Source organism: Streptomyces sp. BK022, assembly GCF_004217355.1.
In the GTDB taxonomy this organism is placed as follows: domain Bacteria; phylum Actinomycetota; class Actinomycetes; order Streptomycetales; family Streptomycetaceae; genus Streptomyces; species Streptomyces griseoluteus.
Genome location: NZ_SHKU01000009.1, coordinates 52,034 through 76,840 on the forward strand (window position 1 = coordinate 52,034; position 24,807 = coordinate 76,840).

Consider the following 24,807-nt stretch of genomic DNA (forward strand, 5'->3'; position numbering starts at 1 on the left):
GCGGCTACGGAGAGGGCCAGAACCGGGGGCTCCGGCGGGGGCCCGCGGGGCCGAGCCGCTACAGCAGCGGGGTCAGGAAGCGGCGCAGGAGGTCCTCGTACGGGGTGGGGTCCGTGTTCCACATGGCGGCGTGCGGGGCCTTGGGGACGGGGTGGAGGGATATGAGGCCGGGCTGGCGGGCGGCCAGGCGGCGGGAGTCGGCCCAGGGGGCGATCTGGTCGTCGGGGCCGTGGATGATCAGGGTGGGGACCTTGAGGGGTTCGACGCCCACGGCGTGGCGGGCCGTGCGCATGCCGGCCCGGCCCTGGGCGGCGCGTACCGCGAGGGGCAGCAGGGGGCCGGGGACGTGGCGGGCGCGGGCCAAGGCGCGCAGGGTGGTCTCCCAGCCGAGGACGGGCGAGTCGAGGATCAGCCCGGCGATCCGGTCCCGTACCGAGGAGCGTTCGGCGGCGTGCAGTGCCATGGTGGCGCCGGTGGACCAGCCGAGGAGGACGACCCGGCGGGCGCCGTAGCGGACCGCGTACCGGATCGCCGCGTCCACGTCCCGCCACTCGGTCTCGCCGAGGTGGCTCAGGCCGTCCGGGGAGCGCGGGGCGCCGATGTCACCCCGGTAGGCGAGGGCCAGTACGGGCAGTCCGAGCGCGTGCAGCATCCCCATGACGTTGAGGGTCTGCTCGCGGGTGGTGCCGAGACCGTGCACGGCGATGACCCAGGTGTCCCGGGGACCGGGCACGAACCAGGCGGGGAGCGGGCCGAGTTCGCCGGGGATGTCGATGTCGGCGTACTCGAGACCGAGGGCGGACCCGGGGTCGCCCACATACGCGTTGGGGGTGAGCCAGGCGGGGTCGCCGGGGGCGAAGGCGCCGTGGGTGAGGCGTTCGAGACGGCGTACGACGGTGTCCGGGCTCGGCTCCGCCCCCTCCAGCACCTCCCCGACGACCGCGTGCGAGCCGTTGCCCGCGAGGCCGTAGACGCCGGGGCGCCGGGAGGCGAGGTCGCGGGTGAGGGTGATCCGGCCGCCCTGAAGGCCGTGCACGGTGAGCCGGGGTTCGGTGGGCAGCGGGCGGCCGGGCGGCAGCTTCAGCGCGGCGCCGCTGGCCAGCCTTCCGACGGCCACGGACGCGGCGCCCGCGGCCAGCACGGCACCGATCGCGGCGGCGACTACGTGGACTTTGCGCACGCGTCCAGTGTCACGGGACGGGCGCGTCCCGGCCAGTGGAGTCCCCGCGCTCAGCGCTGCCCGTACCCCCGCAGCCGCTCCCCCGCCTCCGCCAGCTCCGCCTCCGTGAGCAGCGACGGGCTCAGCCCCGGCACGGAGGACGCCGCGAGCCAGACACGGCACATCCACTCCAGCTGGGCGGTGCGGTCGTAGGCGCGGTCCAGGGTCTCCCCGTGGGTGAGCGTGCCGTGGTTGCGCAGCAGGCAGCCGGAGCGGTCCTCGAGGGCCCGGAGCACGTGGGCGGCGAGTTCGGGGGTGCCGTAGGGGGCGTAGGGGGCGACCCGTACGGGGCCGCCGAGGGCGCCGGTCAGGTAGTGGACGGCGGGCAGCTCGGTGACCAGGGTGGAGACGGCGGTGGCGTGCACGGCGTGGGTGTGGACGATCGCGCGGGCGCCGGTGGTGCGGTACACCGCGAGGTGCATGGGGAGTTCGCTGGTCGGCACCAGTGACCCGAGCACCTGGCGGCCGGTGAGGTCGACGCCGGTGACGTCGGCCGGGGTGAGCCGGTCGTAGGGCACACCGGAGGGGGTGACCAGCACGGTGTCGCCCACCCGTACGGAGACGTTCCCGGAGGTGCCGACGACCAGCCCGTCGGCCACGGTCCGCCGGGCGGTGGCCACCAGCTCGTCCCAGGCCCGCGCCTCGTCGCCGTCCGCGTCCCGCCGCTGTTCCGCCATGCCGCGATCCTGCCAGGAGGCGGTCGCCCGCGTGCCCGCTTCGACCTCTTCCACGCGCCGCCGAACGGGCGAAACCGGCTGGAAACGCACGAAATAGTCACACTTCTGACGACCTCCCGGCTTTCACTGATCCCTCTTGCCCGCTGGACCACGTCTCGCCGGGGGACCGCATGGCCCGTGACCGCTCATCAACCCGTCGCCGCGCGGGCGTCCTCGCGGCGGCCCTGACGGCCCTCACCCTCACCGGGGCCCTCACCGCCGCCCATGCCCCCGTGGCCACCGGGTCCGACCTGCGCCGGACCCAGCCCAAGGGCCACGACGTCTCCTCGCACCAGCGGAGCGTCGACTGGCACACGGCCCGCGCCGAGGGCGCCCGGTTCGCGTACGTCAAGGCGACCGAGGCCACGACCTACCGCAACCCCTATTTCACCGGCCAGTACAAGGGCGCCCGCCGGGCCGGCCTGATCCGGGGCGCCTACCACTTCGCCCTGCCGAACCGCTCCTCCGGCGCCGCGCAGGCCGCGTACTTCGTCCGGAACGGCGGCGACTGGCGGGCGGACGGGATGACGCTGCCGCCCGCGCTGGACATCGAGTACAACCCGTACGACAAGCACCACAAGTGCTACGGGCTGAGCCGGACGCGGATGGTGCGCTGGATCAGGTCCTTCAGCGACGAGGTGCGCCGGGAGACCGGCCGCCGCCCGGTCATCTACACCACCACCCACTGGTGGACCGCGTGCACCGGGAACAGCCGCGCCTTCGCCGCCGACCACGCGCTGTGGATCGCGAGCCACGACTCCTCCGGCCCCGGCAGGCTGCCCGGCGGCTGGCGGTACTGGACCTTCTGGCAGCACGGCACCAAGGGAAGACTGCCGGGTGACCAGGATCTCTTCGGCGGCTCCACCACCCGGCTGCGGGCCTTCGCGCGCGGGCGCTGAACAGGCCCCGCAAGGCCCCCGCAGGCCCCCGGAATCCGGACCCCCGCTTCCGGCACCGAGGCGTCCGGCCCAGTTCACCTTCCGTTCACCCAGGTTGCCTACGTTCATGCTGCCAACGACTTCGAACGATTGCCTGGGTAAATGGAAAGCTTCTCGCTGATCCTCGCGATAGTGGTGATAACCGCACTCGCGTTCGATTTCACGAACGGTTTCCACGACACCGCCAACGCGATGGCCACCACCATCTCGACCGGCGCTCTCAAGCCCAAGGTCGCGGTGGCCATGTCCGCCGCGCTCAACCTGGTGGGCGCTTTCCTCTCGGTGGAGGTCGCCAACACGATCTCCAAGGGTCTCGTCGACGAGACCGGCATCCGTCCCGAGGTCATCTTCGCGGCCCTGACCGGCGCGATCCTCTGGAACCTGCTGACCTGGCTGGTGGGCCTGCCCTCCAGCTCCTCGCACGCCCTGATGGGCGGCCTGGTCGGTGCCACCGTCGCCTCGGCGGGCTTCGGCGCCGTCCACGGCGAGGTGCTGGTGACCAAGGTCCTGCTCCCGGCGGTGGCCGCGCCGATCGTGGCGGGTCTCGCCACGATGGTCGCCACCCGCCTCTCCTACGGCATCGGCCGGGACGGCGACACCCCGGCGACCCGCAAGGGCTACCGCGCCGGCCAGATCGCCTCGGCCGGCCTGGTCTCGCTGGCGCACGGCACCAACGACGCGCAGAAGACCATGGGCATCATCACCCTCGCGCTGATCGCGGGCGGTGCCCTCTCCCCCGGTTCCAACCCTCCCACCTGGGTGATCCTCTCCGCCGGCCTGGCCATCGCGCTCGGCACCTACATCGGCGGCTGGCGGATCATCCGCACCATGGGCAAGGGGCTGACCGACCTGGAGCCCCGTCAGGGCTTCGCCGCGCAGACCAGCGCCGCGACCGCGATCCTGGCCTCCTCGCACCTCGGCTTCTCGCTCTCCACCACCCACGTCGTCTCCGGCTCGGTGATGGGCGCGGGCCTCGGCCGCAAGGGCGGAGTGGTCCGCTGGTCCACCGCGACCCGGATGTTCGTGGCCTGGGCGCTGACCCTGCCGGCCGCCGCGCTGGTCGGCGCGGGCGCCGAGGCCGTGACCGGCCTGGGCGACTGGGGCACCGGGCTGGTGGCGCTCTTCCTGATCGGCTCCAGCTTCGCCATCTGGAAGATCTCCCGCCGCGAGGTCATCGACCACACCCACGTCACCGCCGAGGAGTACACCGAGCCGGCCGGTGTGGTGACCACCGCGATGGCCATGGTCACCCCGCCCCCCGTGGGCATCGTCGCGGAGGACCTCACGGCCACCATCCCGGCCGCCCCCGCCGAGTCCGCCCCCGCCACCACCGCGCCGTCCGCCCGGGTCTGACCCCCCGGCAACTGGAGGAACATCCCCATGAAGATCGACTGGGCGGCCCTCGGCTCCGTCTTCGGCGTCAGCCTCGTGGCCACGGTGGCCCTGGTGGGCCTGTTCACCCTCGGCGTGAGCGGGCTGGCCCGCCGCGAGCGCGCGGCGGCCACCGGCGGCTCGGCCCCGCTCGCGGTGACCGGCGCCTACGCCTGCTTCGCCGCCTGCGCGGCGGCGGTGGCGTACGGCTTCTACCTGATCGTCGCCTAGGGCCCGTCACTCGGAAGGCCCCCGCCCGGCATGTGCCGCGCGGGGGCCTTCCGCTGTTCCCACCGGTGCCGGTGTGGGGCTCCACACACTCTTCTCCCGCAGGTCACAGGCAGGTTGACGACCCTTCCGGGCACGTGGTGGACTTCGCGGGCCATGTACGGCGACAGCAGAGGAAGCCGGTGCGAATCCGGCGCGGTCCCGCCACTGTCACCGGGGAGAAGTCCCCGGGAGCCAGGAACTCTCGTCGCCGGTCTCGTCGAACCAGGGCGTGGACACCCTGAGTGAGGACTACCGTGATGCCCGGCCGCCGCCCGAGAACCCGCACCAGGAACACCGGCACGCCCACGGCGAGCTAGCCGATGGGCGCCGATCGCTCGTACGCGTACGGTGCCGCCGCCGGCCTCCTCGGTGATCTCCTCCTGGGCGATCCCCAGCGCATGCACCCCGTCGCCGCCTTCGGGCGGGCCGCCGGGCGTGTGGAGCGCGTGCTGTGGCACGACCACCGCGGCTGGGGCGCGCTGCACACCCTGGTGTGCGCCGGCGGGGCCACCGCGCTCGGTGCGCTGGCCGCACGCGCCGTACGTCCTCACCCCGCCGCCTCCGCCGCGCTGACCGCCGCCGCCACCTGGGCCGTCGTGGGCGGTACGTCGCTCGCCCGCGAAGCGTCCGCCGTCGGCCGCGCCCTGGAGCGCGGCGACCTCGCGGCCGCGCGCGCCCGGCTGCCGCACCTGTGCGGCCGGGACCCCGAGGCGCTGGACGCCGACGCGATCGCGCGCGCCGTCGTGGAGTCGGTCGCGGAGAACACCTCCGACGCCGTGGTGGGCGCCCTGGTGTGGGGCGCGGTGGCCGGGGTGCCGGGGCTGCTGGGCTTCCGGGCCGTGAACACGCTGGACGCGATGGTCGGGCACAAGTCGCCCCGGCTGCGCCGCTTCGGCTGGGCCTCCGCCCGGCTGGACGACGCGGCCGGCTGGCCCGGCGCCCGGCTCACCGCCGTACTCGCCGCGCTCGCCGGGGACGACCCGCGCGGGGCGGTACGGGCCTGGCGGGCGGACGCGCACCGGCATCCGAGCCCCAACGCGGGCCCGGTGGAAGCCTCGTTCGCCGGCGCGCTCGGCGTCCGGCTGGGCGGCACCCTCTCCTACGGCGGCCGCATCGAGCACCGGCCCGTGCTCAACGGCACCGGGCGGCCGGTCGAGGTCGCCGACATCGGGCGGGCCGTACGGCTCTCCCGACGGGTCGGTCTGCTCGCGCTCGGCGTCACCGTCGCCGGGCGCCTCATCGGAAGGGGACGGAGCAGGTGAGCGGTGGTCTGCTGGTCGCGGGGACGACGTCCGACGCGGGCAAGAGCGTGGTGACGGCCGGGATCTGCCGGTGGCTGGTCCGGCAGGGCGTCAAGGTGGCGCCGTTCAAGGGGCAGAACATGTCCCTCAACTCCTTCGTGACCCGGGAGGGCGCGGAGATCGGGCGGGCGCAGGCCATGCAGGCGCAGGCGTGCCGGGTCGAGCCGACCGCGCTGATGAACCCCGTGCTGCTCAAGCCCGGCGGCGAGCGCAGCAGCCAGGTGGTGCTGCTGGGGAGGCCGGTGGGTGAGCTGAGTGCGCGCGGCTATCACGGTGGGCGCCAACAGGCTTTGCTGGGAACGGTGCTGGAGTGCCTCGAGGAGTTGCGGGGCACGTATGACGCGGTGATCTGTGAGGGCGCGGGTTCGCCCGCCGAGATCAATCTGCGGCGCACCGACATCGTCAACATGGGCGTCGCGCGGGGCGCGGGGCTGCCCGTCCTCGTGGTCGGCGACATCGACCGGGGCGGGGTGTTCGCCTCCTTCTTCGGCACGGTCGCCCTGCTCTCCCCCGAGGACCAGGCGCTGGTCGCCGGGTTCCTGGTGAACAAGTTCCGGGGCGATGTGACGCTGCTGGAACCGGGCCTGGACATGCTGCGCGACCTCACCGGGCGGCACACCTACGGGGTGCTGCCGTTCCGGCACGGCCTCGGCATCGACGAGGAGGACGGGCTCCGGGTGTCCCTGCGCGGGACCGTGCGGGAGTCGGCCGTCGCTCCGCCGCACGGCGAGGACGTGCTGCGGGTCGCCGTGTGCGCCGTCCCGCTGATGTCCAACTTCACCGACGTGGACGCCCTCGCCGCCGAACCCGGCGTGGTGGTCCGCTTCGTGGACCGGCCCGAGGAACTGGCCGACGCCGACCTCGTGGTGGTGCCGGGCACGCGCGGGACCGTACGGGCGCTGCGATGGCTGCGCGAGCGGGGTCTCGCCGACGCGCTGGCGCGCCGGGCCGCCGAGGGGCGCCCCGTGCTCGGGATCTGCGGCGGCTTCCAGGTGCTCGGCGAGCACATCGAGGACGACGTCGAGTCCCGCGCCGGAAGCGTGCCGGGCCTCGGACTCCTCCCGGTACGGGTGCGGTTCCATCCCGAGAAGACGCTCGCCCGGCCCGTAGGGGAGGCTCTCGGCGAACCCGTCGAGGGGTACGAGATCCACCACGGCGTCGCCGAGGTGCTGGGCGGGACGCCCTTCCTGGACGGCTGCCGCACCGGCCAGGTCTGGGGCACCCACTGGCACGGCTCGCTGGAGTCGGACGGCTTCCGGCGCGCCTTCCTGCGCGAGGTCGCCACCGCCTCCGGGCGCCGCTTCGTCCCGGCCCCCGACACGTCTTTCGCCGCGCTGCGCGAGGAACAGCTCGACCTGCTCGGCGACCTGATCGAACACCACGCGGACACGGACGCGCTCTGGCGGCTCATCGAGTCGGGCGCGCCCGCAGGACTGCCCTTCATTCCACCGGGAGCGCCCGCATGAGCACAGTGTTGCTGCTGTCCACCGCCGACACGGACCTGCTGGCCGCCCGCGCCAGCGGCGCCGACTACCGCATCGGCAACCCGTCCCGCGTCGACGCGGCGGCCGACCTGCCCGCCCTGCTCGACGGCGCTGATCTCGCGGTCGTCCGGCTGCTGGGCGGCAAGCGGGCCTGGGAGGAGGGGCTCGCCGCGCTGAAGGCGTCGGGGGTGCCGACGGTGCTGCTCGGCGGCGAGAGCGTGCCGGACGCCGAGCTGATGGCCGAGTCCACCGCCCCGGCCGGGGTCGTCGCTGAGGCGCTGCGCTATCTGGTCGAGGGCGGCCCGGCCAACCTGCTGGAGCTGTCCCGGTTCCTCTCCGACACCGTCCTGCTGACCGGCGAGGGCTTCGAGGAGCCGCACCGGATGCCGGAGTTCGGAGTCCACGGCACCTACGAGCAGCGGCCCGGCCGACCCACGGTGGGCGTGCTCTTCTACCGGGCCCACGAACTCAGCGGCAACACCGCCTTCGTGGACACCCTGTGCGCGGCCATCGAGGAACGCGGCGCCAACGCCCTGCCGGTGTACTGCGGTTCGCTGCGCGACGCGGACGCCGGGCTGTACGAGCTGCTGGGCCGGACCGACGCCCTGGTCGCCACCGTGCTCGCGGCCGGAGGGGCGCACGCCTCGGCCGCCTCGGCGGGCGGTGACGAGGAGGCGTGGGACATCGGCGCCCTCGCCGACTTGGACGTGCCGGTGCTGCAAGGGCTGTGCCTCACCTCCACGCGGGCCGCCTGGGACGCCTCCGACGCGGCTCTATCCCCCATGGACGCCGCGATGCAGGTCGCCATCCCGGAGTTCGACGGCCGCCTGATCACCGTGCCCTTCTCCTTCAAGGAACCCGGACCCGACGAGGTCCCGGTCTACGTCGCCGACCCCGAGCGGGCGGCCCGGGTCGCCGGGATCGCCGTGCGGCACGCGGCACTCCGGCACAAGCCGAACGCCGAGAAGCGGATCGCGCTGGTCTTCACCGCCTATCCCACCAAGCACTCCCGCGTCGGTAACGCCGTCGGCCTCGACACCCCCGCGTCGGCGGTCCGGGTGCTGGACGCGCTGCGCGACGCCGGGTACGGGGTGAGCGAACACCCGACCGAGGGCGACGAGTTGATCCACCGGCTGATCGCGGCCGGCGGTCACGACGTGGAGTGGCTGACCGAGGAGCAGCTCGCCGCCGCACCGGCGCGGGTGCCGCTCGCGGACTACCGGGCCTGGTTCGACACCCTGGACCCCGAGCTGCGCGCCGCCATGCTGGAGGCGTGGGGCGAGCCGCCGGGCAGCCTGTACGTGGACGGCGACGACATCGTGCTCGCCTCCCTGCGGTTCGGGAACGTCGTCGTGATGATCCAGCCGCCGCGCGGCTTCGGCGAGAACCCCATCGCCATCTACCACGACCCCGACATGCCGCCCTCGCACCACTACCTGGCCGCCTACCGCTGGCTGGAGAACAGTTTCGGCGCCGACGCGGTCGTGCACATGGGCAAGCACGGCACCATGGAGTGGCTGCCGGGCAAGGGCCTCGGCCTCTCGCGCGGCTGCGCCCCGGACGCCGTGCTCGGTGAACTCCCGCTGATCTACCCGTTCATCGTCAACGACCCCGGCGAGGGCACCCAGGCCAAGCGGCGCGGGCACGCCACGGTGGTCGACCACCTGGTGCCGCCGATGGCCCGCGCCGACACCTACGGCGACCTCGCCAAGCTGGAGCAGCTGCTGGACGAGTACGCGCTCGTCTCCGACCTGGACCCGGCCAAGGCGCCGGCCGTGCGCGCCCAGATCTGGACGCTGGTCAAGGCCGCCGAGCTGCACCACGACCTGCGCGTGGACGAGCAGCCGGAGGACGACGACTTCGACTCCTTCGTCATGCACATCGACGGCTACCTCTGCGAGATCAAGGACGTGCAGATCCGCGACGGACTGCACATCCTGGGCGGCGGCCCGGAGGGCGAGCCCCGCGTCAACCTCGTCCTCGCCGTGCTGCGCGCCTCCCAGGTGTGGGGCGGCCAGGCCGATGCCCTGCCGGGACTGCGGGCCGCGCTGGCGCGGCACTTCGGGCTGGTGGAGAAGGAGCTGCTGGCCGAACCGGGCGCCCCGGTGAAGGTGCCGGTGGAGCTGACCGACCTGGCCGAGGGGCCGGCCCGCACCGGGGCCGACGCGGTCGACCTGCTGGAGAAGCTGTGCCGCGGCATCGCCGAGGGCCTGGAGGCGCGGGACTGGGACCGGGCGGCCGTACCGGCGGTGCTGGACGAGGTGCTGGGCTTCGAAGTGGCCGACGCCACGGCCGTGCTGGAGTTCGCCTGTACGGAGGTCGTGCCCCGGCTCGCCCGGACCACCGACGAGATCGGGCACATCCTGCGCGCGCTGGACGGCGGTTACGTCCCGGCGGGGCCCTCCGGGTCGCCCACGCGGGGTCTGGTCAACGTGCTGCCGACCGGCCGCAACTTCTACTCCGTCGACCCCAAGGCGATCCCGTCGCGGCTCAGCTGGGAGGTCGGGCAGTCGCTCGCGGACTCGCTGGTGCAGCGGTACCTGGCCGACACCGGGGAGTACCCCAAGTCCGTGGGGCTCACCGTGTGGGGCACCTCCGCCATGCGGACCCAGGGCGACGACATCGCGGAGATCCTCGCGCTGCTGGGCTGCCGCCCGGTGTGGGACGACGCCTCGCGCCGGGTCACCGGCTTCGAGATCGTGCCGCTCGCCGAGCTGGGGCGCCCGCGCATCGACGTCACCGTCCGCATCTCCGGCTTCTTCCGGGACGCGTTCCCGCACGTGGTCGGGCTGATCGACGACGCGGTGCGCGCGGTGGCCGGGCTGGAGGAGCCGGGCGAGTCCAACTACGTCCGGGCCCATGTGGAGGAGGACACCGCCGAGCACGGTGACCGCCGCCGCGCCACCGCCCGCGTCTTCGGCTCCAAGCCGGGCGCGTACGGCGCGGGCCTGCTGCCCCTGATCGACGCCCGCAACTGGCGCTCCGACGCCGACCTCGCCGAGGTGTACGCGGTCTGGGGCGGCTACGCCTACGGCCGCGGTCTTGACGGGCGAGCGGCGCGGGGGGACATGGAGACGGCCTTCCGGCGGATCGCGGTGGCGGCGAAGAACGTCGACACCAGAGAGCATGACATCGCGGACGCCGACGACTACTTCCAGTACCACGGCGGCATGGTCGCCATGGTCCGCCACCTGACCGGCAGCAGCCCCGAGGCGTACGTGGGCGACTCGGCCGTCCCCGACCAGGTCAGGACCCGCACCCTCGGCGAGGAGACCCACCGCGTCTTCCGCGCCCGCGTGGTCAACCCGCGCTGGATGGCCGCGATGCGCAGGCACGGATACAAGGGCGCCTTCGAGATGGCGGCGACCGTGGACTACCTCTTCGGGTACGACGCCACGGCGGGCGTGGTCGACGACTGGATGTACGAGAAGCTCGCCGGCGAGTACGTATTCGCGCCGGAGAACCGGGACTTCATGAAGCGCTCGAATCCGTGGGCCCTGCGGGGCGTGACGGAGCGACTGCTGGAAGCGGCGGATCGAGGGATGTGGGCCGAGCCGGACCAGGAGACCCTGGACCGGCTCCGCGCGACCTACCTCGAACTTGAGGGAGATCTGGAGGGAGACGAGTGAGCACGCGATTCCCGTTCACCGCGGTGGTCGGGCAGCAGGATCTGCAACTGGCCCTGCTGCTCAACGCCGTCGCGCCGAACATCGGCGGGGTGCTCGTGCGGGGCGAGAAGGGCACCGCCAAGAGCACCGCCGTACGCGCCCTCGCGGCGCTGCTGCCCCAGGTCGAGGTGGTCGCCGGGTGCCGGTTCTCCTGTGATCCGGCCTCCCCCGACCCGACCTGCCCGGACGGGCCGCACACCGGGGCGGTGGCCGGGGCGCGGGACGCGCGGATGGTCGAGCTGCCGGTGGGGGCGTCGGAGGACCGGCTGGTCGGGGCCCTGGACATCGAGCGGGCACTCGCGGAGGGGGTCAAGGCCTTCGAGCCCGGACTGCTCGCCGCCGCCAACCGGGGCATCCTCTACGTCGACGAAGTGAACCTGTTGCACGACCACTTGGTGGACGTGCTGCTGGACGCGGCCGCGATGGGGGCCTCCTACGTCGAGCGCGAGGGTGTCTCCGTACGGCATGCCGCGCGGTTCCTGCTCGTCGGGACGATGAACCCCGAAGAGGGGGAACTGCGGCCGCAGTTGCTCGACCGGTTCGGGCTGACCGTCGAGGTGGCCGCCTCGCGGGAGCCGGATCAGCGGGTGGAGGTCGTGCGGCGCAGGCTGGCGTACGACGACGATCCGACCGCCTTCGCGGCGCGCTGGGCGGACGAGGAGAGCGCCGTACGGCAACGTGTCGTCGCGGCAAGGGAGTTGCTGCCCAAGGTGCGGCTGGGCGACGGGGCGCTGAAGCAGATCGCGGCGACCTGCGCGGCCTTCGAGGTGGACGGCATGCGGGCCGACATCGTGATGGCGCGTACCGCGACCGCGCTGGCCGCGTGGGACGGGCGGAGCGACGTGCTGGCCGAGGACGTGCGGCAGGCCGCGCTGCTGGCGCTGCCGCACCGGCGGCGGCGCAACCCCTTCGACGCCCCGGGTCTGGACGAGGACAAGCTCGACCGGACGCTGGAGGAGTCGGCCGGGGACGACGACGATCCCGGTCCGGACGGTCCCGGTGGCGGCGGGCAGCCGTCGCCGGAGGAGGGGCCGCAGGGCGGGGACGCCGGTGCGCAGGCCGGGACCGGAGAGGACGGGGAGCCGCAGCCGGCCGCCGGCGGTGCGGGTGAGCAGGCGCCGGCGCGGGCGGCGGAGCCGTTCCGCACCAAGGCGCTGACCGTGCCCGGTGTCGGGGCGGGTGCGGCCGGGCGGCGTTCGCGGGCGCGGACCGAGCGCGGGCGGACCACCGGCGCGCTGCGGCCGCGCGGGGCGCTGACCAAGCTGCACCTGGCGGCCACCGTACGGGCGGCGGCGCCGCACCAGCGGGCGCGGGGCCGGTCGGGGCCGGGGCTGGTGCTGCGCCGGGACGATCTGCGGCAGGCGGCGCGGGAGGGGCGCGAGGGGAACCTCGTGCTGTTCGTCGTGGACGCCTCCGGTTCGATGGCGGCGCGGCAGCGGATGAGCGCGGTGAAGGGTGCCGTGCTGTCGCTGCTGCTGGACGCCTACCAGCGGCGGGACAAGGTCGGTCTGGTGACCTTCCGGGGCACGGCCGCCGAGGTGGCGCTGCCCCCGACCTCGTCGGTGGACGCGGCGGCGGCCCGGCTGGAGTCGCTGCCGACGGGTGGCCGTACGCCGCTGGCCGCGGGGCTGCTGAAGGCGCACGACGTGCTGCGGGTGGAGCGGCTGCGGGACCCCTCGCGGCGGGCGCTGCTGGTGGTGGTGACGGACGGCCGGGCGACCGGCGGGCCGGAGCCGGTGGCGCTGGCGGGACGCGCGGCGCGGCTGCTGGGTGCGGAGTCGGTGGCGTCGGTGGTCGTGGACTGCGAGTCGGGGCCGGTGCGGCTGGGGCTCGCGGGACGGCTCGCCGACGAGCTGGGGGGTGCGGCGGTGACGCTGGAGGAGCTGCGGGCGGACGCCATCGCCGGGCTGGTCAGGGATGTGCGGGGGACGACGTCGAGGAGGGCCGCGTAGTGCCGCAGGGGCAGCCGAGTGTGGTGCCGGACGACGGGTTGACGACGCGGCAGCGGCGCAATCGTCCGCTGGTGGTCGTGCACACGGGGATCGGGAAGGGCAAGTCGACGGCCGCGTTCGGGCTGGCGTTGCGGGCCTGGAACCAGGGGTGGCCGATCGGGGTGTTCCAGTTCGTCAAGTCGGCGAAGTGGAAGGTAGGCGAGGAGAACGCGCTGCGCGTGCTCGGTGCCTCCGGCGAGGGCGGGACCGTCGACTGGCACAAGATGGGCGAGGGGTGGTCCTGGGTGCAGCGGGACGCCCAGCTCGACAACGAGGAGAAGGCGCGGGAGGGGTGGGCGCAGGTCAAGCGGGACCTGGCCGCCGAGACGTACCGGCTCTATGTGCTGGACGAGTTCGCGTACCCGATGCACTGGGGGTGGGTGGACACCGAGGAGGTCGTCTCGGTGCTGCGGGAGCGGCCGGGGAATCAGCACGTGGTGATCACCGGGCGTAACGCGCCTGCCGCCCTGGTGGAGTTCGCGGATCTGGTGACCGACATGTCCAAGGTGAAGCACCCCATGGACGCCGGGCAGAAGGGGCAGAGGGGCATCGAGTGGTGATGTCCGTTCCTCGGCTGGTCGTCGCCGCGCCCTCGTCGGGATGCGGGAAGACGACCGTCGCCACGGGGCTGATGGCCGCGTTCGCCGCGCGGGGGCTCGCGGTGTCTCCGCACAAGGTGGGGCCGGACTACATCGATCCCGGCTATCACGCGCTGGCCACCGGGCGGGCGGGGCGGAACCTCGACGCGTATCTGTGCGGGCCGGAGCTGGTCGCTCCGCTGTTCGCGCACGGTTCTGGGGGCTGTGATCTGGCCGTGGTCGAGGGTGTGATGGGGCTGTACGACGGGGCCGCGGGGCAGGGGGAGCTGGCGTCCACGGCGCAGGTCGCCAAGTCGCTGCGGGCGCCGGTGGTGCTGGTGGTGGACGCGTCGTCGCAGTCGCGGTCGGTGGCCGCGCTGGTGCACGGGTTCGCGTCGTGGGACCCGGGGGTGCGGATCGGGGGTGTGATCCTCAACAAGGTGGGGTCCGACCGGCACGAGGCGCTGCTGCGGGAGGCTCTGGACGAGGCGGGAGTGCCGGTGCTGGGCGCGCTGCGGCGGGCTGAGCAGGTGGCCACGCCGTCTCGGCATCTCGGTCTGGTGCCGGTCGCCGAGCGGGGTGCTGCCGCGGTCTCGGCTGTGGCGGCGATGGGGGCGCAGGTTTCCGCCGGGTGCGACTTGGACGCGCTGATGGCGCTGGCCCGGAGTGCGGGTGCGCTGCCGGGTGGCGGGTGGTCTCCGGCTGAGGCCCTTTCTTTGCACACCCACGACCACCCGTCTCGGTTGGCCGGGCGGCGGGATGAGGGGTCCGGGCGGTCGGGCGGGGTGATGGACCGCGGATCTGCCACGCGCGAGCACTCCGTCGGCACCGTCGCCGCGGGTCAGCAACCCGCGCACGCCGCCGCCGGTGGGGCCACTGCGAACGAGCGTCCTGTCGTCGCCGGCGCCGAGAGCTCCTCCGCGAGCGAGCGTCCTGTCGTCGCCGTCGCCGGCGGAGCCGCGTTCACCTTCTCCTACGCCGAGCACGCCGAGTTGCTCGACGCCGCCGGGGCGGAGGTCGTCACCTTTGACCCTCTGCGGGACGAGCGGCTGCCCGAGGGGACTCGGGGGCTCGTCATCGGCGGGGGGTTTCCCGAGGTGTACGCGAGTGAGCTGGGGGCCAACCAGGCGCTGCGCGAGGAGATCGCGGAGCTGGCCCTCTCCGGGGCGCCCGTGGCCGCCGAGTGCGCGGGGCTGCTCTACCTGTGCCGGGAGCTCGACGGGGTCCCCATGTGCGGGGTGCTCGACGCGTCCGCGCGGATGGGCGAGCGGTTGACGCTCGGGTATCGGGACGCCGTGGCCGTGGGGGACAGCGTGCTCGCGGTGGCCGGGACCCGGATGCGGGGGCACGAGTTCCACCGGACCGTGGTCGACCCGGGGGCCGGCCCCGCGCCCGCGTGGGGGGTCGTCTCGCCCGCCCGGCGGGTGGAGGGATTCGTGCGGGGGGGCGTGCACGCGAGTTATCTGCATACGCACTGGGCGTCGGAGCCCGGGGTGGCCCGGAGATTCACGGAGAGGTGCCGGACTTCATGAGCAGCAGGCTGGTCGGGGTCGGAGTGGGTCCCGGGGACCCGGAGCTGGTGACGGTGAAGGGGGTCAACGCGTTGCGGGCCGCCGATGTGGTGGTCGTACCGGTGATGGACACCATGGAGCGGGGCCGGGCGGAGGCGACGGTGCTGCACCACGTGTCCGGGCAGAAGATCGTCCGGGTGGTGTTCGCGCTGAACGAGCGGACGGACCGCGCGCGCCGGGAGGCCGCGTGGGACGCGGCGGGCGCGCGGGTCGCGGAGCTGCTGCGGGAGCACGCGTCCGTGGCGTTCGCGACCATCGGTGACCCCAACGTGTACTCGACCTTCACCTACCTCGCGCAGACGCTCACCGCGCTGGTGCCGGAGCTGGTCGTCGAGACCGTCCCCGGCATCACCGCGATGCAGGACCTCGCGGCCAGGTCGGGCGCGGTCCTGACCGAGGGCACCGAGCCGCTGACGCTGGTCCCGGTGACGGCGGGCACCGCGGCGCTGAAGGAGGCGCTGGCCGGTCCGGGGACCGTGGTGGCGTACAAGTTCGGGCGGCACGCGGCCGAGGTGGCCCGGGCGCTGCGGGAGGCCGGGCGGCTGGAGGACGCGGTGTGGGGGTCGGCGCTGGGCCTGCCGGAGGAGTCCGTACGGCCCGCCGCCGAGCTGGACGGCGACGCGCTGCCGTATCTGTCGACGCTCATAGCGCCGCCCCGGCGCGAGGGCGGCCGGGGCGGGAAGCTGTGAGGGGGTCAGCCGCCGGAGAAGCCGACCACCAGCCAGATGAAGGCCGCGCCCGCGACGGTGCACAGCACGGTGGAGCGGGCGGGGTGGTCGTGGTGGGCCTCGGGGAGGATCTCGGCGGCGGCGAGATAGAGCAGCGCGCCGCCGAAGAGGCCGAGGTAGCCGCCGAGCAGCTTTTCCGGGATGTGCACGAGCATCGTGGACAGCGCGCCCAGCATCGGCGCGCAGGCGTCGGCGAGCAGCATGGCGACGGCCCGGCGGCGGGCGTTGCCGTACAGGCTGGTGATGGTGAAGGTGTTGAAGCCGTCGGCGAAGTCGTGCGCGATCACGGCGAGGGCGACGGACAGGCCCATGCCGTCGCCGATCTGGAAGGCGGCGCCGATGGCGACGCCGTCCATGAAGCTGTGCCCGACCATCGCGGCGGCCGCCGTGAGGCCGACCTCGGGCGCCCGGTGCGTGTGCTCGCCGGCGCCGTGGGCGGCCTGGCGGCCGGCGAGGAGACGTTCCACCAGATGGGCCAGCAGGAATCCGGCGACGAACAGCACGAGCGCCGCGGGTACGCCGAACACTTTGTGACCGGCCGCCTCCAGCGCCTCGGGAAGCAGGTCGAGGCCGACCACGCCCAGCATGAGGCCGCCGGCCAGGCCCAGGACCAGGTGGCGACGGTCGGTCACGCGCTGTGCCGTCCAGCCGCCGGCCAGCGTCATCAGGAACGCGCCGAGCGCGACAAGGACCGCCATAGGCCCTTGCTATCCGATGCGGGCCCCTGTGCGCACATCCTGCGGCCCGCGAACCACATCAGACCCTGACATTCACCACCGTTCCCCAGACCCCTCCCGGACCACGACCACGTGTCCGGGCCACCCCGTAGGAGAGGACCCTTCCCATGGCCGATGCCCCCGCCGGCAAGGTGACGTTCGTCGGTGCCGGGCCCGGTGCCGCCGATCTGCTGACGTTCCGCGCGGCCCGCGCGATCGCGGAGGCGGACGTGGTGATCTGGGCGGCCAGTCTGGTCCGCGCCGAGGTGCTGGAGCACGCCCGCGCGGACGCGGAGGTCCTCGACTCGGCGGCCCTCTCCCTGGAGGACGTGGTGGCCGTGTACCGGCGTGCCCGGGCGGAGGGCCTGAAGGTCGCGCGGGTGCACTCCGGCGACCCCTCGCTGTGGGGCGGCACGCAGGAGCAGGTGGACCGGTGCGCGGAGGTCGGGATCGCCACGGAGATCGTGCCGGGGGTGTCGTCGTTCTCGGCGGTGGCCGCGCTGGCGGGGCGGGAGCTGACCATCCCGGAGGTGGCCCAGTCGGTGATCCTGACCCGGCTCGGCGGCGGCAAGACGCCGATGCCGCCCGGTGAGGAGGTGCGCGAGTTCGCCCGGCACGGCACCACGATGGCGGTGTTCCTGTCGGCGGCGCGCAGCGGCCAGTTGGTGCGGGAGCTGCTGGAGGGCGGCTACCCGACGTCCACCCCGGTGGTGGTCGCCCATCAGGTGACCTGGCCGGAGGAGCTGGTGGTGCGGTGCACGATCGGCACGCTGGAGGAGACGGTCAAGGAGCACCGGCTGTGGAAGCACACCCTGTTCCTGGTCGGCGCCGCGCTGGACGCGCACGGCACCCGCTCGCACCTGTACCACCCCGGCCACTTCCACGGCTTCCGCAAGGCCGACCCGGAGGCGCGGCGGGCGCTGCGTGAGCGGGGGGCGAGCAGTTGATCACCGTCGTCGGCGCGGGGACGGGCGCTCCGCTCCCGCCGGACGCGCTCACCGGGGCGGAGCTGGTGGTCGGCGGGCAGCGCCATCTGGACGCGGCGCCGGTGCCCGAGGGAGCGGCGCGCGTGGTCCTCGGCCCGCTGGCGCCCGCCCTGGACGCGATCGGGAAGTACGTGGCCGAGCGGCGGCCGGTGGTGGTACTGGCCTCGGGTGATCCGGGCTTCTTCGGCATCGTGCGGGTGCTGGCGGAACGCTTCGGCGCCGGGCTGCTCGATGTGCGGCCGGGCGTGTCCTCGGTGGCGGGCGCCTTCGCCCGGCTGGGGCTGACCTGGGACGACGCGGTGGTGGTGAGCGCGCACGGACGGGACCCGCGTACGGCGGTGAACGTGTGCCGGGCGCGCCCGAAGGTGGCGGTGCTGACCGGGCCGGGCTCGGGTCCGGCCGAGCTGGGCGCCCGGCTGGACGGTACGGGCCGGACGCTGGTCGTGGTGAGCGCGCTCGGCGATCCCGAGCGGGAGCGGGTGGAGCGGGTGACGCCCGCCGAGGCCGCCGCGCGGGACTGGGGTCCGGCGGTGAGCGTGGTGCTGTGCCTGGACGGGACGCGGGACGGGGACGGTCCGCGCACGGTCGCCGGTCCGGGTGCCGGGCCCGCGCGATGGGCGCTCGCCGAGGGCGAGTTCGCGCACCGGGACTCGATGATCACGAAGTTCGAGGTGCGGGCGCTGGCGCTCGCCCGGCTCGGGCCGCGCCTGGGCGACCTGGTGTGGGACGTGGGCGCGGGGTCGGGCTCGGTGGCCGTGGAGTGCGCGCGGCTCGGCGCGGCCGTGATCGCCGTGGAGAAGACCGAGGACGGCGCCGGGCGGGTACGGGCCAACGCCCGCGCCCACGGTGTCGACGTGAGCGTGGTGCACGGCACCGCCCCGGAGGCGCTGGCCGGTCTCGACGAGCCCGACGCGGTGTTCGTGGGCGGCGGGGGGCGTGACCTGCCCGCCGTGGTCGGCGTCTGCGCGGAGCGGGCGCGGCGGACGGTCGTGGTGGCCGTGGCCGCGCTGGACCGGGTCGGCCCGGTGCGCGAGGCGCTGACGCGGGCCGGGCTGAGCTGTGACGGTGTGCTGTTGCAGTCCTCGCGGCTGGCGCCGCTGCCGGGTGACGTGACCCGGCTGGCGGCCGGCAACCCCGTTTTCCTGCTGTGGGGCGACCGCCTCCCGGCACGGAGTGAAGGAGGAGTCCAGTGATCGGCCTGATTTCCGCCACCGCGGCGGGGGCGGCGGCCCGCGACCGGCTGGCCGCGGCCTGGCCGGACCGTACGCGGGTGTACGAGGGCCCGGCCGGGGAGGCCGTACGGGCGGCGTTCGCGGAGTGCGACCGGCTGGTGTGCTTCCTGGCCACCGGTGCCACGGTCCGGCTGCTGGCCCCGCTGCTCGGGGACAAGGCCGCCGATCCGGGTGTGGTGTGCGTGGACGAGGGCGGCCGGTTCGCGGTGTCCCTGGTCGGCGGACACGGCGGCGGCGCCAATGAACTGGCGTACGAGGTGGCCGAGTTGCTGGGGGCGGAGCCCGTGGTGACGACGGCGACGGACGCGGTGGGCCTGGCCGGTCTTGACACCCTGGGCCTGCCGGCGGAGGGCGCGGTCGCGGCGGTGTCGCGGGCGCTGCTGGACGGTGAACCGGTGGCGCTGGAGGCCGAGTCGGCCTGGCCGCTGCCGCCGGTGCCCTTCGCCGCCCAGGGCGCGTACACGGTGCGGCTGACCGACCGGGCCGTACGACCGGGCCCGGACGAGGTGCTGTTGCGTCCGCCGTCCCTGGTGGTCGGGGTCGGCGCGTCCAGGGGTGCGCCCGTCGAGGAGGTGCTCGGGCTGATCGAGGAGGCGCTGCGCGAGGCGGGGCTCTCGGTGCGGTCGGTCGCCGAACTCGCCACCGTGGACGCCAAGTCGGAGGAGCCCGGCATCGTGGCAGCCGCGGAACGGCTGGGCGTGCCCCTGGTGGCGTACCCGGCCGGCGAGCTGGCCGCCGTGGCCGTGCCGAACCCCTCCGACGCGCCCCTCGCCGCGGTCGGCACCCCGTCCGTGGCCGAGGCAGCCGCGCTGCGGAGGGGCGGCGAACTCCTCGTGCCCAAGCGGAAGTCGGCCGCCAGCCCCGCCATGGCGACCTGCGCGGTCGTACGGCGTCCCGGCCGGGGGCGGCTCGCGGTGGTCGGGCTCGGGCCCGGCGCCCGCGACCTGCTGACCCCGCGCGCGGCCGCCGAACTCCGGCGCGCCTCGGTGCTGGTGGGCCTGGACCAGTACGTCGACCAGATCCGCGACCTGATCCGGCCCGGCACCCGGGTGCTGGAGTCGGGACTCGGGGCGGAGGAGGAGCGGGCCCGTACGGCGGTCGCGGAGGCCCGGAAGGGGCACGCGGTGGCGCTGATCGGCAGCGGGGACGCGGGCGTGTACGCCATGGCCTCCCCCGCGCTCGCGGAGGCGTCCGACGACATCGACGTGGTCGGCGTACCCGGTGTCACCGCCGCGCTCGCGGCCGGGGCGGTGCTGGGCGCGCCGCTGGGCCACGACCACGTCTCGATCAGCCTCTCCGACCTGCACACCCCGTGGGAGGTCATCGAGCGCCGGGTGCGCGCGGCCGCCGAGGCGGACATCGTGGTGACCTTCTACAACCCCCGTTCGCGCGGCCGGGACTGGCAGCTCCCCAAGGCGCTGGCCGTCCTGAGCGGCCACCGGGAGCCGGAAACGCCGGTCGGTGTGGTGCGCAACGCCTCCCGGCCGGACGAGTCCGCCCGGCTGACCACGCTCGCCGGACTCGACCCGGCGACCGTCGACATGATGACGGTGGTCACCGTCGGCAACACCGCCACCCGCAACATCGCCGGGCGCATGGTGACCCCGCGCGGCTACCGCTGGCAGCACGCCCCGGAGGGAGCCCGGTGAACCGTGTCGTCCACCCCATCGAGCAGGAGTCGTTCCGGCGGCTGCGCGCCCGCCTGGACACCTCCGGCTTCCCGCCGCTGACCCGTGCGGTGGTGGAGCGGGTCATCCACTCCGCCGCCGACCTCGACTACGCCACCGACCTCGTCACGTCCGAGGCCGACCTCCGGCGCGGGCACGCGGCGCTGCACGCCGGGGCGCCGGTCGTCGTGGACGTGGAGATGGTCGCGGCCGGCATCACCCGCCGCGCCACCGTCTGCCGGCTGCGGGAGGCCAGGTCCGGCCCCGGCCTGACCCGTTCGGCGCACGCCGTGCGGCTCGCCCACGAGCAGGTCGGTCCCGGCGCGCTGTGGGTGATCGGCTGCGCGCCGACCGCGCTGGAGGAGCTGCTCACCCTGGACGCCGACCCGGCGCTCGTCATCGGGCTGCCGGTCGGCTTCGTGGGGGCCGCCGAGTCCAAGGAGGCGCTGCGCGCGAGCGGGCTGCCCGCCGTGAGCAACATCTCCGAGAAGGGCGGCTCGGCGGTCGCCGCCGCCGCGCTCAACGCCCTGCTGTACCACCCGACCCACCCCGAGGAGACATCGTGACCACCCAGCCGCCCGCCCTGCTCATCGCCGGACACGGCACCCGTGACGAGGCCGGGGCCGAGGCGTTCCGCGACTTCGTGAAGGAGCTGGGCCGCCGCAACCCCGAACTGCCCGTCGCGGGCGGCTTCATCGAGCTGTCCCCGCCCCCGCTGGCCGAGGCCGTCACCGAGCTGGTGGAGCGGGGCGTACGCCGCTTCGCCGCCGTGCCGCTGATGCTGGTGTCCGCCGGGCACGCCAAGGGCGACATACCGGCCGCGCTGGCCCGCGAGAAGGAGCGCCATCCGGGCGTCACCTACACCTACGGCCGCCCCCTCGGCCCGCACCCCGCCCTGCTGCGGGTGCTGGAGCGCCGGCTGGACGAAACCCTCGCCGGTACCCCCCGCGAGGACGTGACCGTGCTGCTGGTCGGGCGCGGCTCCACCGACCCGGACGCCAACGCCGAGGTGTGCAAGGCGGCCCGGCTGCTGTGGGAGGGGCGCGGATACGCGGGCGTGGAGACGGCGTTCGTGTCGCTGGCGGCGCCGGACGTGCCGAGCGGCCTGGACCGGGTCGCCCGGCTGGGGGCGCGGCGGGTCGTCGTGCTGCCGTACTTCCTGTTCACCGGCATCCTCCCCGACCGGGTACGGCGGCAGACCGAGGAGTGGGCGGCCGCGCACCCGGAGGTGGAGGTGCGCTCGGCAGACGTGATCGGGCCCGAGCCGGAGTTGCTGGACCTGGTGATGGAGCGGTACGCGGAGGCCGTCGACGGTGATCTGCGCATGAACTGCGACTCGTGTGTGTACCGGATCGCGCTGCCGGGCTTCGAGGACAAGGTGGGCCTGCCCCAGCAGCCGCACTTCCACCCGGACGACGACGGCCACGACCACGGACACGGGCACGGGCACCACCACCACGGCGGCCACTCCCCCAGTCATGCGCACTGACAGCGGGCCCGATCTGCGCCACCACGGGGACGCCGAGGTCCGCGACGCGGGTGCGGGCCTGGTGGACCTCGCCGTCAACGTCCGCGCGGACACTCCCCCGCGCTGGCTGCGCGAGGAGATCGCCGCCTCGCTGACCACGCTCGCGGCCTACCCGGACGGGCGGGCCGCGCGGGCGGCGGTGGCGCGGCGGCACGGGCTGCCGGTGGAGCGGGTGCTGCTGACGGCGGGCGCGGCGGAGGCGTTCGTGCTGCTGGCCCGTGCGCTTCGGGTGCGGCGGGCGGTGGTGGTGCATCCGCAGTTCACCGAGCCGGAGGCGGCGCTGAGGGACGCGGGGCACCCGGTGGATCGGGTGCTGCTGAGCGGGCGGGACGGCTTCCGGCTGGACCCGGCCTCGGTGCCCGAGGACGCCGACCTGGTGATCGTGGGCAACCCGACCAACCCGACCTCGGTCCTCCACCCGGCCGAGGCGCTCGCCCGACTGGCGCGGCCGGGGCGGACGCTGGTCGTGGACGAGGCGTTCATGGACGCGGTGCCGGGTGAGCGGGAGGCGCTGGCCGGGCGGACGGACGTGCCCGGCCTGGTCGTGCTGCGCAGCCTCACCAAGACCTGGGGCCTGGCCGGGCTCCGGGTCGGCTACGTCCTCGCGTCCCCGGAGACGGTGACCGCCCTGGAACGCGCCCAGCCCCTGTGGCCGGTGTCCACCCCGGCGCTGACCGCGACCCGCGCCTGCGTGGCGCCCCGCGCCCTCGCCGAGGCGGCCCACGCGGCCCACCGCACGGCCGCCGACCGCGCCCATCTCCTCACCGGCCTGGCGGAGCTGGCGCCGTACGGTGTCAAGGTCACCGGTCCCGCCGAGGCCCCCTTCGTCCTGCTGGAGCTGCCGGACGCGCAGCGGGTACGGCACCGTCTGCGGGAGCTGGGCTACGCGGTGCGGCGCGGCGACACCTTCCCCGGACTGGGCCCGGACTGGCTCCGGGTGGCGGTGCGGGACCGGACGACGACGGCGGGGTTCGTCCGGGCGCTGGGCACGGCGCTGACTCAGGAGGGCTGAGGTGCCCACGGCCGCAGCTTCTCCGGGTTGCGCACCACCCAGATCCGGGTGACGCGGTCACCGTCGCCCTCGAAGGCGGCGACGGTGACCACCGCGCCGTCCCGACGGGCCACCAGGCCGGGCAGGCCGTTGACCGAGCGTTCCAGGAGTTCGAGGCCCGGGGCGCGGTCGGCGATGGCGGCCAGGTAGCGGGCGATGCGCGGGCCGCCCTCGACCGGCCGCAGGACGGTGCCGACCATGCCGCCGCCGTCGGCGGTCATCACGGCGGCCGGGTCGAGGAGGCCGACGAGGGCGGGGATGTCCTTGCTCTCCCACGCCTCCTTCACCCGCCGCACCACATCGGCCCGCACCGGTGCCGGAGCCCGCGCGGCGCTCACCCGCCGCCGCGCGGAGGCGGCCAGTTGCTTGCAGGCCGCCGGGGTCCGGCCGAGCACCTCGGCGATCTCCGCGAACGGGTACCGGAAGACGTCGTGCAGCACGAACGCGACCCGCTCGGCCGGTGTCATCGCCTCCAGCACGACCAGGAACGCCATCGCCACCGACTCGTCCCGCTCGATCAGGTCCGCGGGGTCGTCGTCGCCCGTACCCTCCCACTCGGCGCGGTCGGGCAGCGGCTCCGGCAGCCAGGCGCCGACGTAACGCTCCCGGCGGGCCCGCGCGGAGCCCAGCAGGTCCAGGCAGATCCGGCCGGTCACCGTGGTCAGCCAGGCGCCGGGGAGAAGGACCTTCGCCCGCCTACTGCACGACCCGCCCGTTCAGCACCACCCGGCGCGGCGCCGCGAGCACCCGGACGTCGGCACGCGGGTCGGACTCGTAGACCACCAGGTCCGCCGGGGCGCCCTCCTCCAGGCCGGGACGGCCCAGCCAGGCGCGGGCGGCCCAGGTGGTGGCGGCCAGCGCGTCGACGGGCGGGATGCCGGCGGTGACCAGTTCGGCCACCTCGGCGGCGACCAGCCCGTGCGGCAGCGAGCCGCCCGCGTCGGTGCCGACGTACACCGGGATGCCCGCGTCATAGGCGTCGCGCACCGTGTCGTAGCGCCGCTCATAGAGGCGGCGCATATGTGCCGACCAGCGGGGGTACTTGTCGTCGCCGCCCGCCGCCAGGTCGGGGAAGGTGGCGATGTTGACCAGGGTCGGCACGATGGCGACCCCGCGCTCCGCGAACAGCGGGATCAGCTCGCCGGTGAGGCCGGTGGCGTGCTCGACGCAGTCGATGCCGGACTCCACCAGGTCCCGCAGCGAACTCTCCGCGAAGCAGTGCGCGGTGACCCGCGCGCCCAGCCGGTGGGCCTCCGCGATCCCCGCCTCGACCGCCTCGCGCGGCCAGCAGGGCGCGAGGTCGCCGACGCCCCGGTCGATCCAGTCGCCGACCAGCTTGACCCAGCCGTCCCCGCGCCGCGCCTCCCGGCCGACGTGGGCGACGAGGTCGGCGGGCTCGATCTCGTGGGCGTAGTGACGGATGTAGCGGCGGGTACGGGCGATGTGCCGCCCGGCACGGATGATCTTCGGGAGGTCCGCGCGCTCGTCCACCCAGCGGGTGTCGGAGGGCGAGCCGGCGTCCCGGAGCAGCAGGGCGCCGGCCTCGCGGTCGGTGAGCGCCTGCTTCTCGGCGGTGTCCGCGTCGACCGGGCCCTCCGCGCCGAGGCCGACATGGCAGTGGGCGTCGACCAGGCCGGGCAGCGCCCAGCCCTGGACGGTTCGGATGTCACCGGCGCCGGCGGGGCGGTCATAGGTGATGCGGCCGCCGACCACCCACAGCTCGTCGCGGACGTCGTCGGGCCCGGCCAGGACCCGCCCCTTCACGTGCAGCACCGCGTGATCGCTCATGCAC

General features: G+C 74.7%; 19 protein-coding genes, 2 pseudogenes and 1 riboswitch. Of the genes and pseudogenes, 16 read left to right on the top strand and 5 right to left on the bottom strand.

Going from position 1 to position 24,807, the window contains the following annotated elements; genetic code table 11:
- Window positions 1-58 precede the first annotated feature (58 nt).
- Together EV284_RS31345 and EV284_RS31350 are read right to left on the bottom strand one after the other, a co-directional pair.
- Window positions 59-1,180, bottom strand: a complete 1,122-nt coding sequence (locus tag EV284_RS31345) for an alpha/beta hydrolase (protein WP_130340188.1) — start codon at window positions 1,178-1,180, stop codon at window positions 59-61.
- Between the two features lie 50 nt (window positions 1,181-1,230).
- Window positions 1,231-1,896, bottom strand: coding sequence for a class II aldolase/adducin family protein (locus tag EV284_RS31350; RefSeq protein WP_130340190.1), 666 nt, complete (start codon window positions 1,894-1,896; stop codon window positions 1,231-1,233).
- Window positions 1,897-2,066: 170 nt separating this feature from the next.
- On the opposite strand from EV284_RS31350, the gene EV284_RS31355 reads away from it, so the two are divergent.
- The 10 genes and pseudogenes from EV284_RS31355 to cobI all read left to right on the top strand — a co-directional run bounded on the left by EV284_RS31355 (window position 2,067) and on the right by cobI (window position 15,796).
- Entirely contained in the window at window positions 2,067-2,834 is a 768-nt protein-coding gene (locus tag EV284_RS31355; protein WP_130340192.1) for a lysozyme, read from the top strand.
- 141 nt (window positions 2,835-2,975) lie between these two features.
- Window positions 2,976-4,226: an inorganic phosphate transporter gene (locus tag EV284_RS31360; RefSeq protein ID WP_130340194.1), complete on the top strand. Its 1,251-nt coding sequence runs from the start codon at window positions 2,976-2,978 to the stop codon at window positions 4,224-4,226.
- A gap of 27 nt (window positions 4,227-4,253) precedes the next feature.
- The gene (locus tag EV284_RS31365) at window positions 4,254-4,475 is read left to right on the top strand and encodes a hypothetical protein (RefSeq protein ID WP_130340196.1); all 222 of its coding nucleotides are present in this window, start codon (window positions 4,254-4,256) and stop codon (window positions 4,473-4,475) included.
- 129 nt (window positions 4,476-4,604) lie between these two features.
- Window positions 4,605-4,737, top strand: a riboswitch (cobalamin riboswitch).
- 97 nt (window positions 4,738-4,834) lie between these two features.
- Window positions 4,835-5,776, top strand: a complete 942-nt coding sequence (locus EV284_RS31370) for a cobalamin biosynthesis protein (protein ID WP_130340198.1) — start codon at window positions 4,835-4,837, stop codon at window positions 5,774-5,776.
- Complete coding sequence (locus tag EV284_RS31375) at window positions 5,773-7,281, top strand: cobyric acid synthase (RefSeq protein WP_130340199.1); 1,509 nt, start codon at window positions 5,773-5,775, stop codon at window positions 7,279-7,281. Before EV284_RS31370 ends, EV284_RS31375 begins: the two co-directional genes overlap by 4 nt.
- Entirely contained in the window at window positions 7,278-10,928 is a 3,651-nt protein-coding gene (gene cobN, locus EV284_RS31380; protein ID WP_130340201.1) for a cobaltochelatase subunit CobN, read from the top strand. Before EV284_RS31375 ends, cobN begins: the two co-directional genes overlap by 4 nt.
- The gene (locus tag EV284_RS31385) at window positions 10,925-12,919 is read left to right on the top strand and encodes a putative cobaltochelatase (protein ID WP_130340203.1); all 1,995 of its coding nucleotides are present in this window, start codon (window positions 10,925-10,927) and stop codon (window positions 12,917-12,919) included. The genes cobN and EV284_RS31385 overlap by 4 nt, the downstream gene beginning before the upstream one ends.
- Window positions 12,919-13,518, top strand: a complete 600-nt coding sequence (gene cobO / locus EV284_RS31390) for a cob(I)yrinic acid a,c-diamide adenosyltransferase (RefSeq protein ID WP_086694413.1) — start codon at window positions 12,919-12,921, stop codon at window positions 13,516-13,518. Before EV284_RS31385 ends, cobO begins: the two co-directional genes overlap by 1 nt.
- A 2-nt stretch (window positions 13,519-13,520) precedes the next feature.
- Window positions 13,521-15,068 (top strand): annotated as a pseudogene (locus tag EV284_RS31395) (cobyrinate a,c-diamide synthase); the annotation flags it as partial.
- Window positions 15,065-15,796 carry a precorrin-2 C(20)-methyltransferase gene (gene cobI / locus EV284_RS31400; protein WP_130340207.1) on the top strand — a complete coding sequence of 244 codons (732 nt, stop codon included), beginning with the start codon at window positions 15,065-15,067 and terminating at the stop codon, window positions 15,794-15,796. The pseudogene EV284_RS31395 and the gene cobI, both read left to right, overlap by 4 nt.
- Window positions 15,797-15,801: 5 nt before the next feature.
- Here the strand turns inward: cobI and EV284_RS31405 are convergent, their stop codons facing one another.
- The gene (locus EV284_RS31405) at window positions 15,802-16,533 is read right to left on the bottom strand and encodes a ZIP family metal transporter (RefSeq protein ID WP_130340209.1); all 732 of its coding nucleotides are present in this window, start codon (window positions 16,531-16,533) and stop codon (window positions 15,802-15,804) included.
- 146 nt (window positions 16,534-16,679) lie between these two features.
- On the opposite strand from EV284_RS31405, the gene cobM reads away from it, so the two are divergent.
- Genes cobM through cobC form a run of 6 tightly spaced genes read left to right on the top strand, consistent with a single transcriptional unit; the run spans window position 16,680 to window position 22,976 of the window.
- The gene (cobM, locus tag EV284_RS31410; protein WP_130340211.1) at window positions 16,680-17,498 is read left to right on the top strand and encodes a precorrin-4 C(11)-methyltransferase; all 819 of its coding nucleotides are present in this window, start codon (window positions 16,680-16,682) and stop codon (window positions 17,496-17,498) included.
- Window positions 17,495-18,730, top strand: coding sequence for a precorrin-6y C5,15-methyltransferase (decarboxylating) subunit CbiE (gene cbiE / locus EV284_RS31415; RefSeq protein ID WP_130340213.1), 1,236 nt, complete (start codon window positions 17,495-17,497; stop codon window positions 18,728-18,730). The genes cobM and cbiE overlap by 4 nt, the downstream gene beginning before the upstream one ends.
- Window positions 18,727-20,418 carry a precorrin-3B C(17)-methyltransferase gene (cobJ, locus tag EV284_RS31420; RefSeq protein WP_130340215.1) on the top strand — a complete coding sequence of 564 codons (1,692 nt, stop codon included), beginning with the start codon at window positions 18,727-18,729 and terminating at the stop codon, window positions 20,416-20,418. Before cbiE ends, cobJ begins: the two co-directional genes overlap by 4 nt.
- Complete coding sequence (locus tag EV284_RS31425) at window positions 20,415-21,002, top strand: precorrin-8X methylmutase (protein ID WP_130340217.1); 588 nt, start codon at window positions 20,415-20,417, stop codon at window positions 21,000-21,002. Before cobJ ends, EV284_RS31425 begins: the two co-directional genes overlap by 4 nt.
- A complete protein-coding gene (locus tag EV284_RS31430; RefSeq protein ID WP_130340218.1) occupies window positions 20,999-21,925 on the top strand; it encodes a sirohydrochlorin chelatase in 927 nt (308 codons plus the stop codon). The genes EV284_RS31425 and EV284_RS31430 overlap by 4 nt, the downstream gene beginning before the upstream one ends.
- Entirely contained in the window at window positions 21,915-22,976 is a 1,062-nt protein-coding gene (cobC, locus tag EV284_RS31435; RefSeq protein WP_130340220.1) for an Rv2231c family pyridoxal phosphate-dependent protein CobC, read from the top strand. The genes EV284_RS31430 and cobC overlap by 11 nt, the downstream gene beginning before the upstream one ends.
- Here cobC and EV284_RS31440 read toward each other — a convergent pair.
- Together EV284_RS31440 and EV284_RS31445 are read right to left on the bottom strand one after the other, a co-directional pair.
- A pseudogene (locus EV284_RS31440) lies at window positions 22,964-23,716 on the bottom strand (sigma factor-like helix-turn-helix DNA-binding protein); the annotation flags it as partial. The gene cobC and the pseudogene EV284_RS31440 sit on opposite strands and share 13 nt — an antisense overlap.
- Window positions 23,712-24,803 carry an amidohydrolase family protein gene (locus tag EV284_RS31445; protein ID WP_130340224.1) on the bottom strand — a complete coding sequence of 364 codons (1,092 nt, stop codon included), beginning with the start codon at window positions 24,801-24,803 and terminating at the stop codon, window positions 23,712-23,714. The gene EV284_RS31445 and the pseudogene EV284_RS31440, both read right to left, overlap by 5 nt.
- Between the last annotated feature and the right edge of the window lie 4 nt (window positions 24,804-24,807).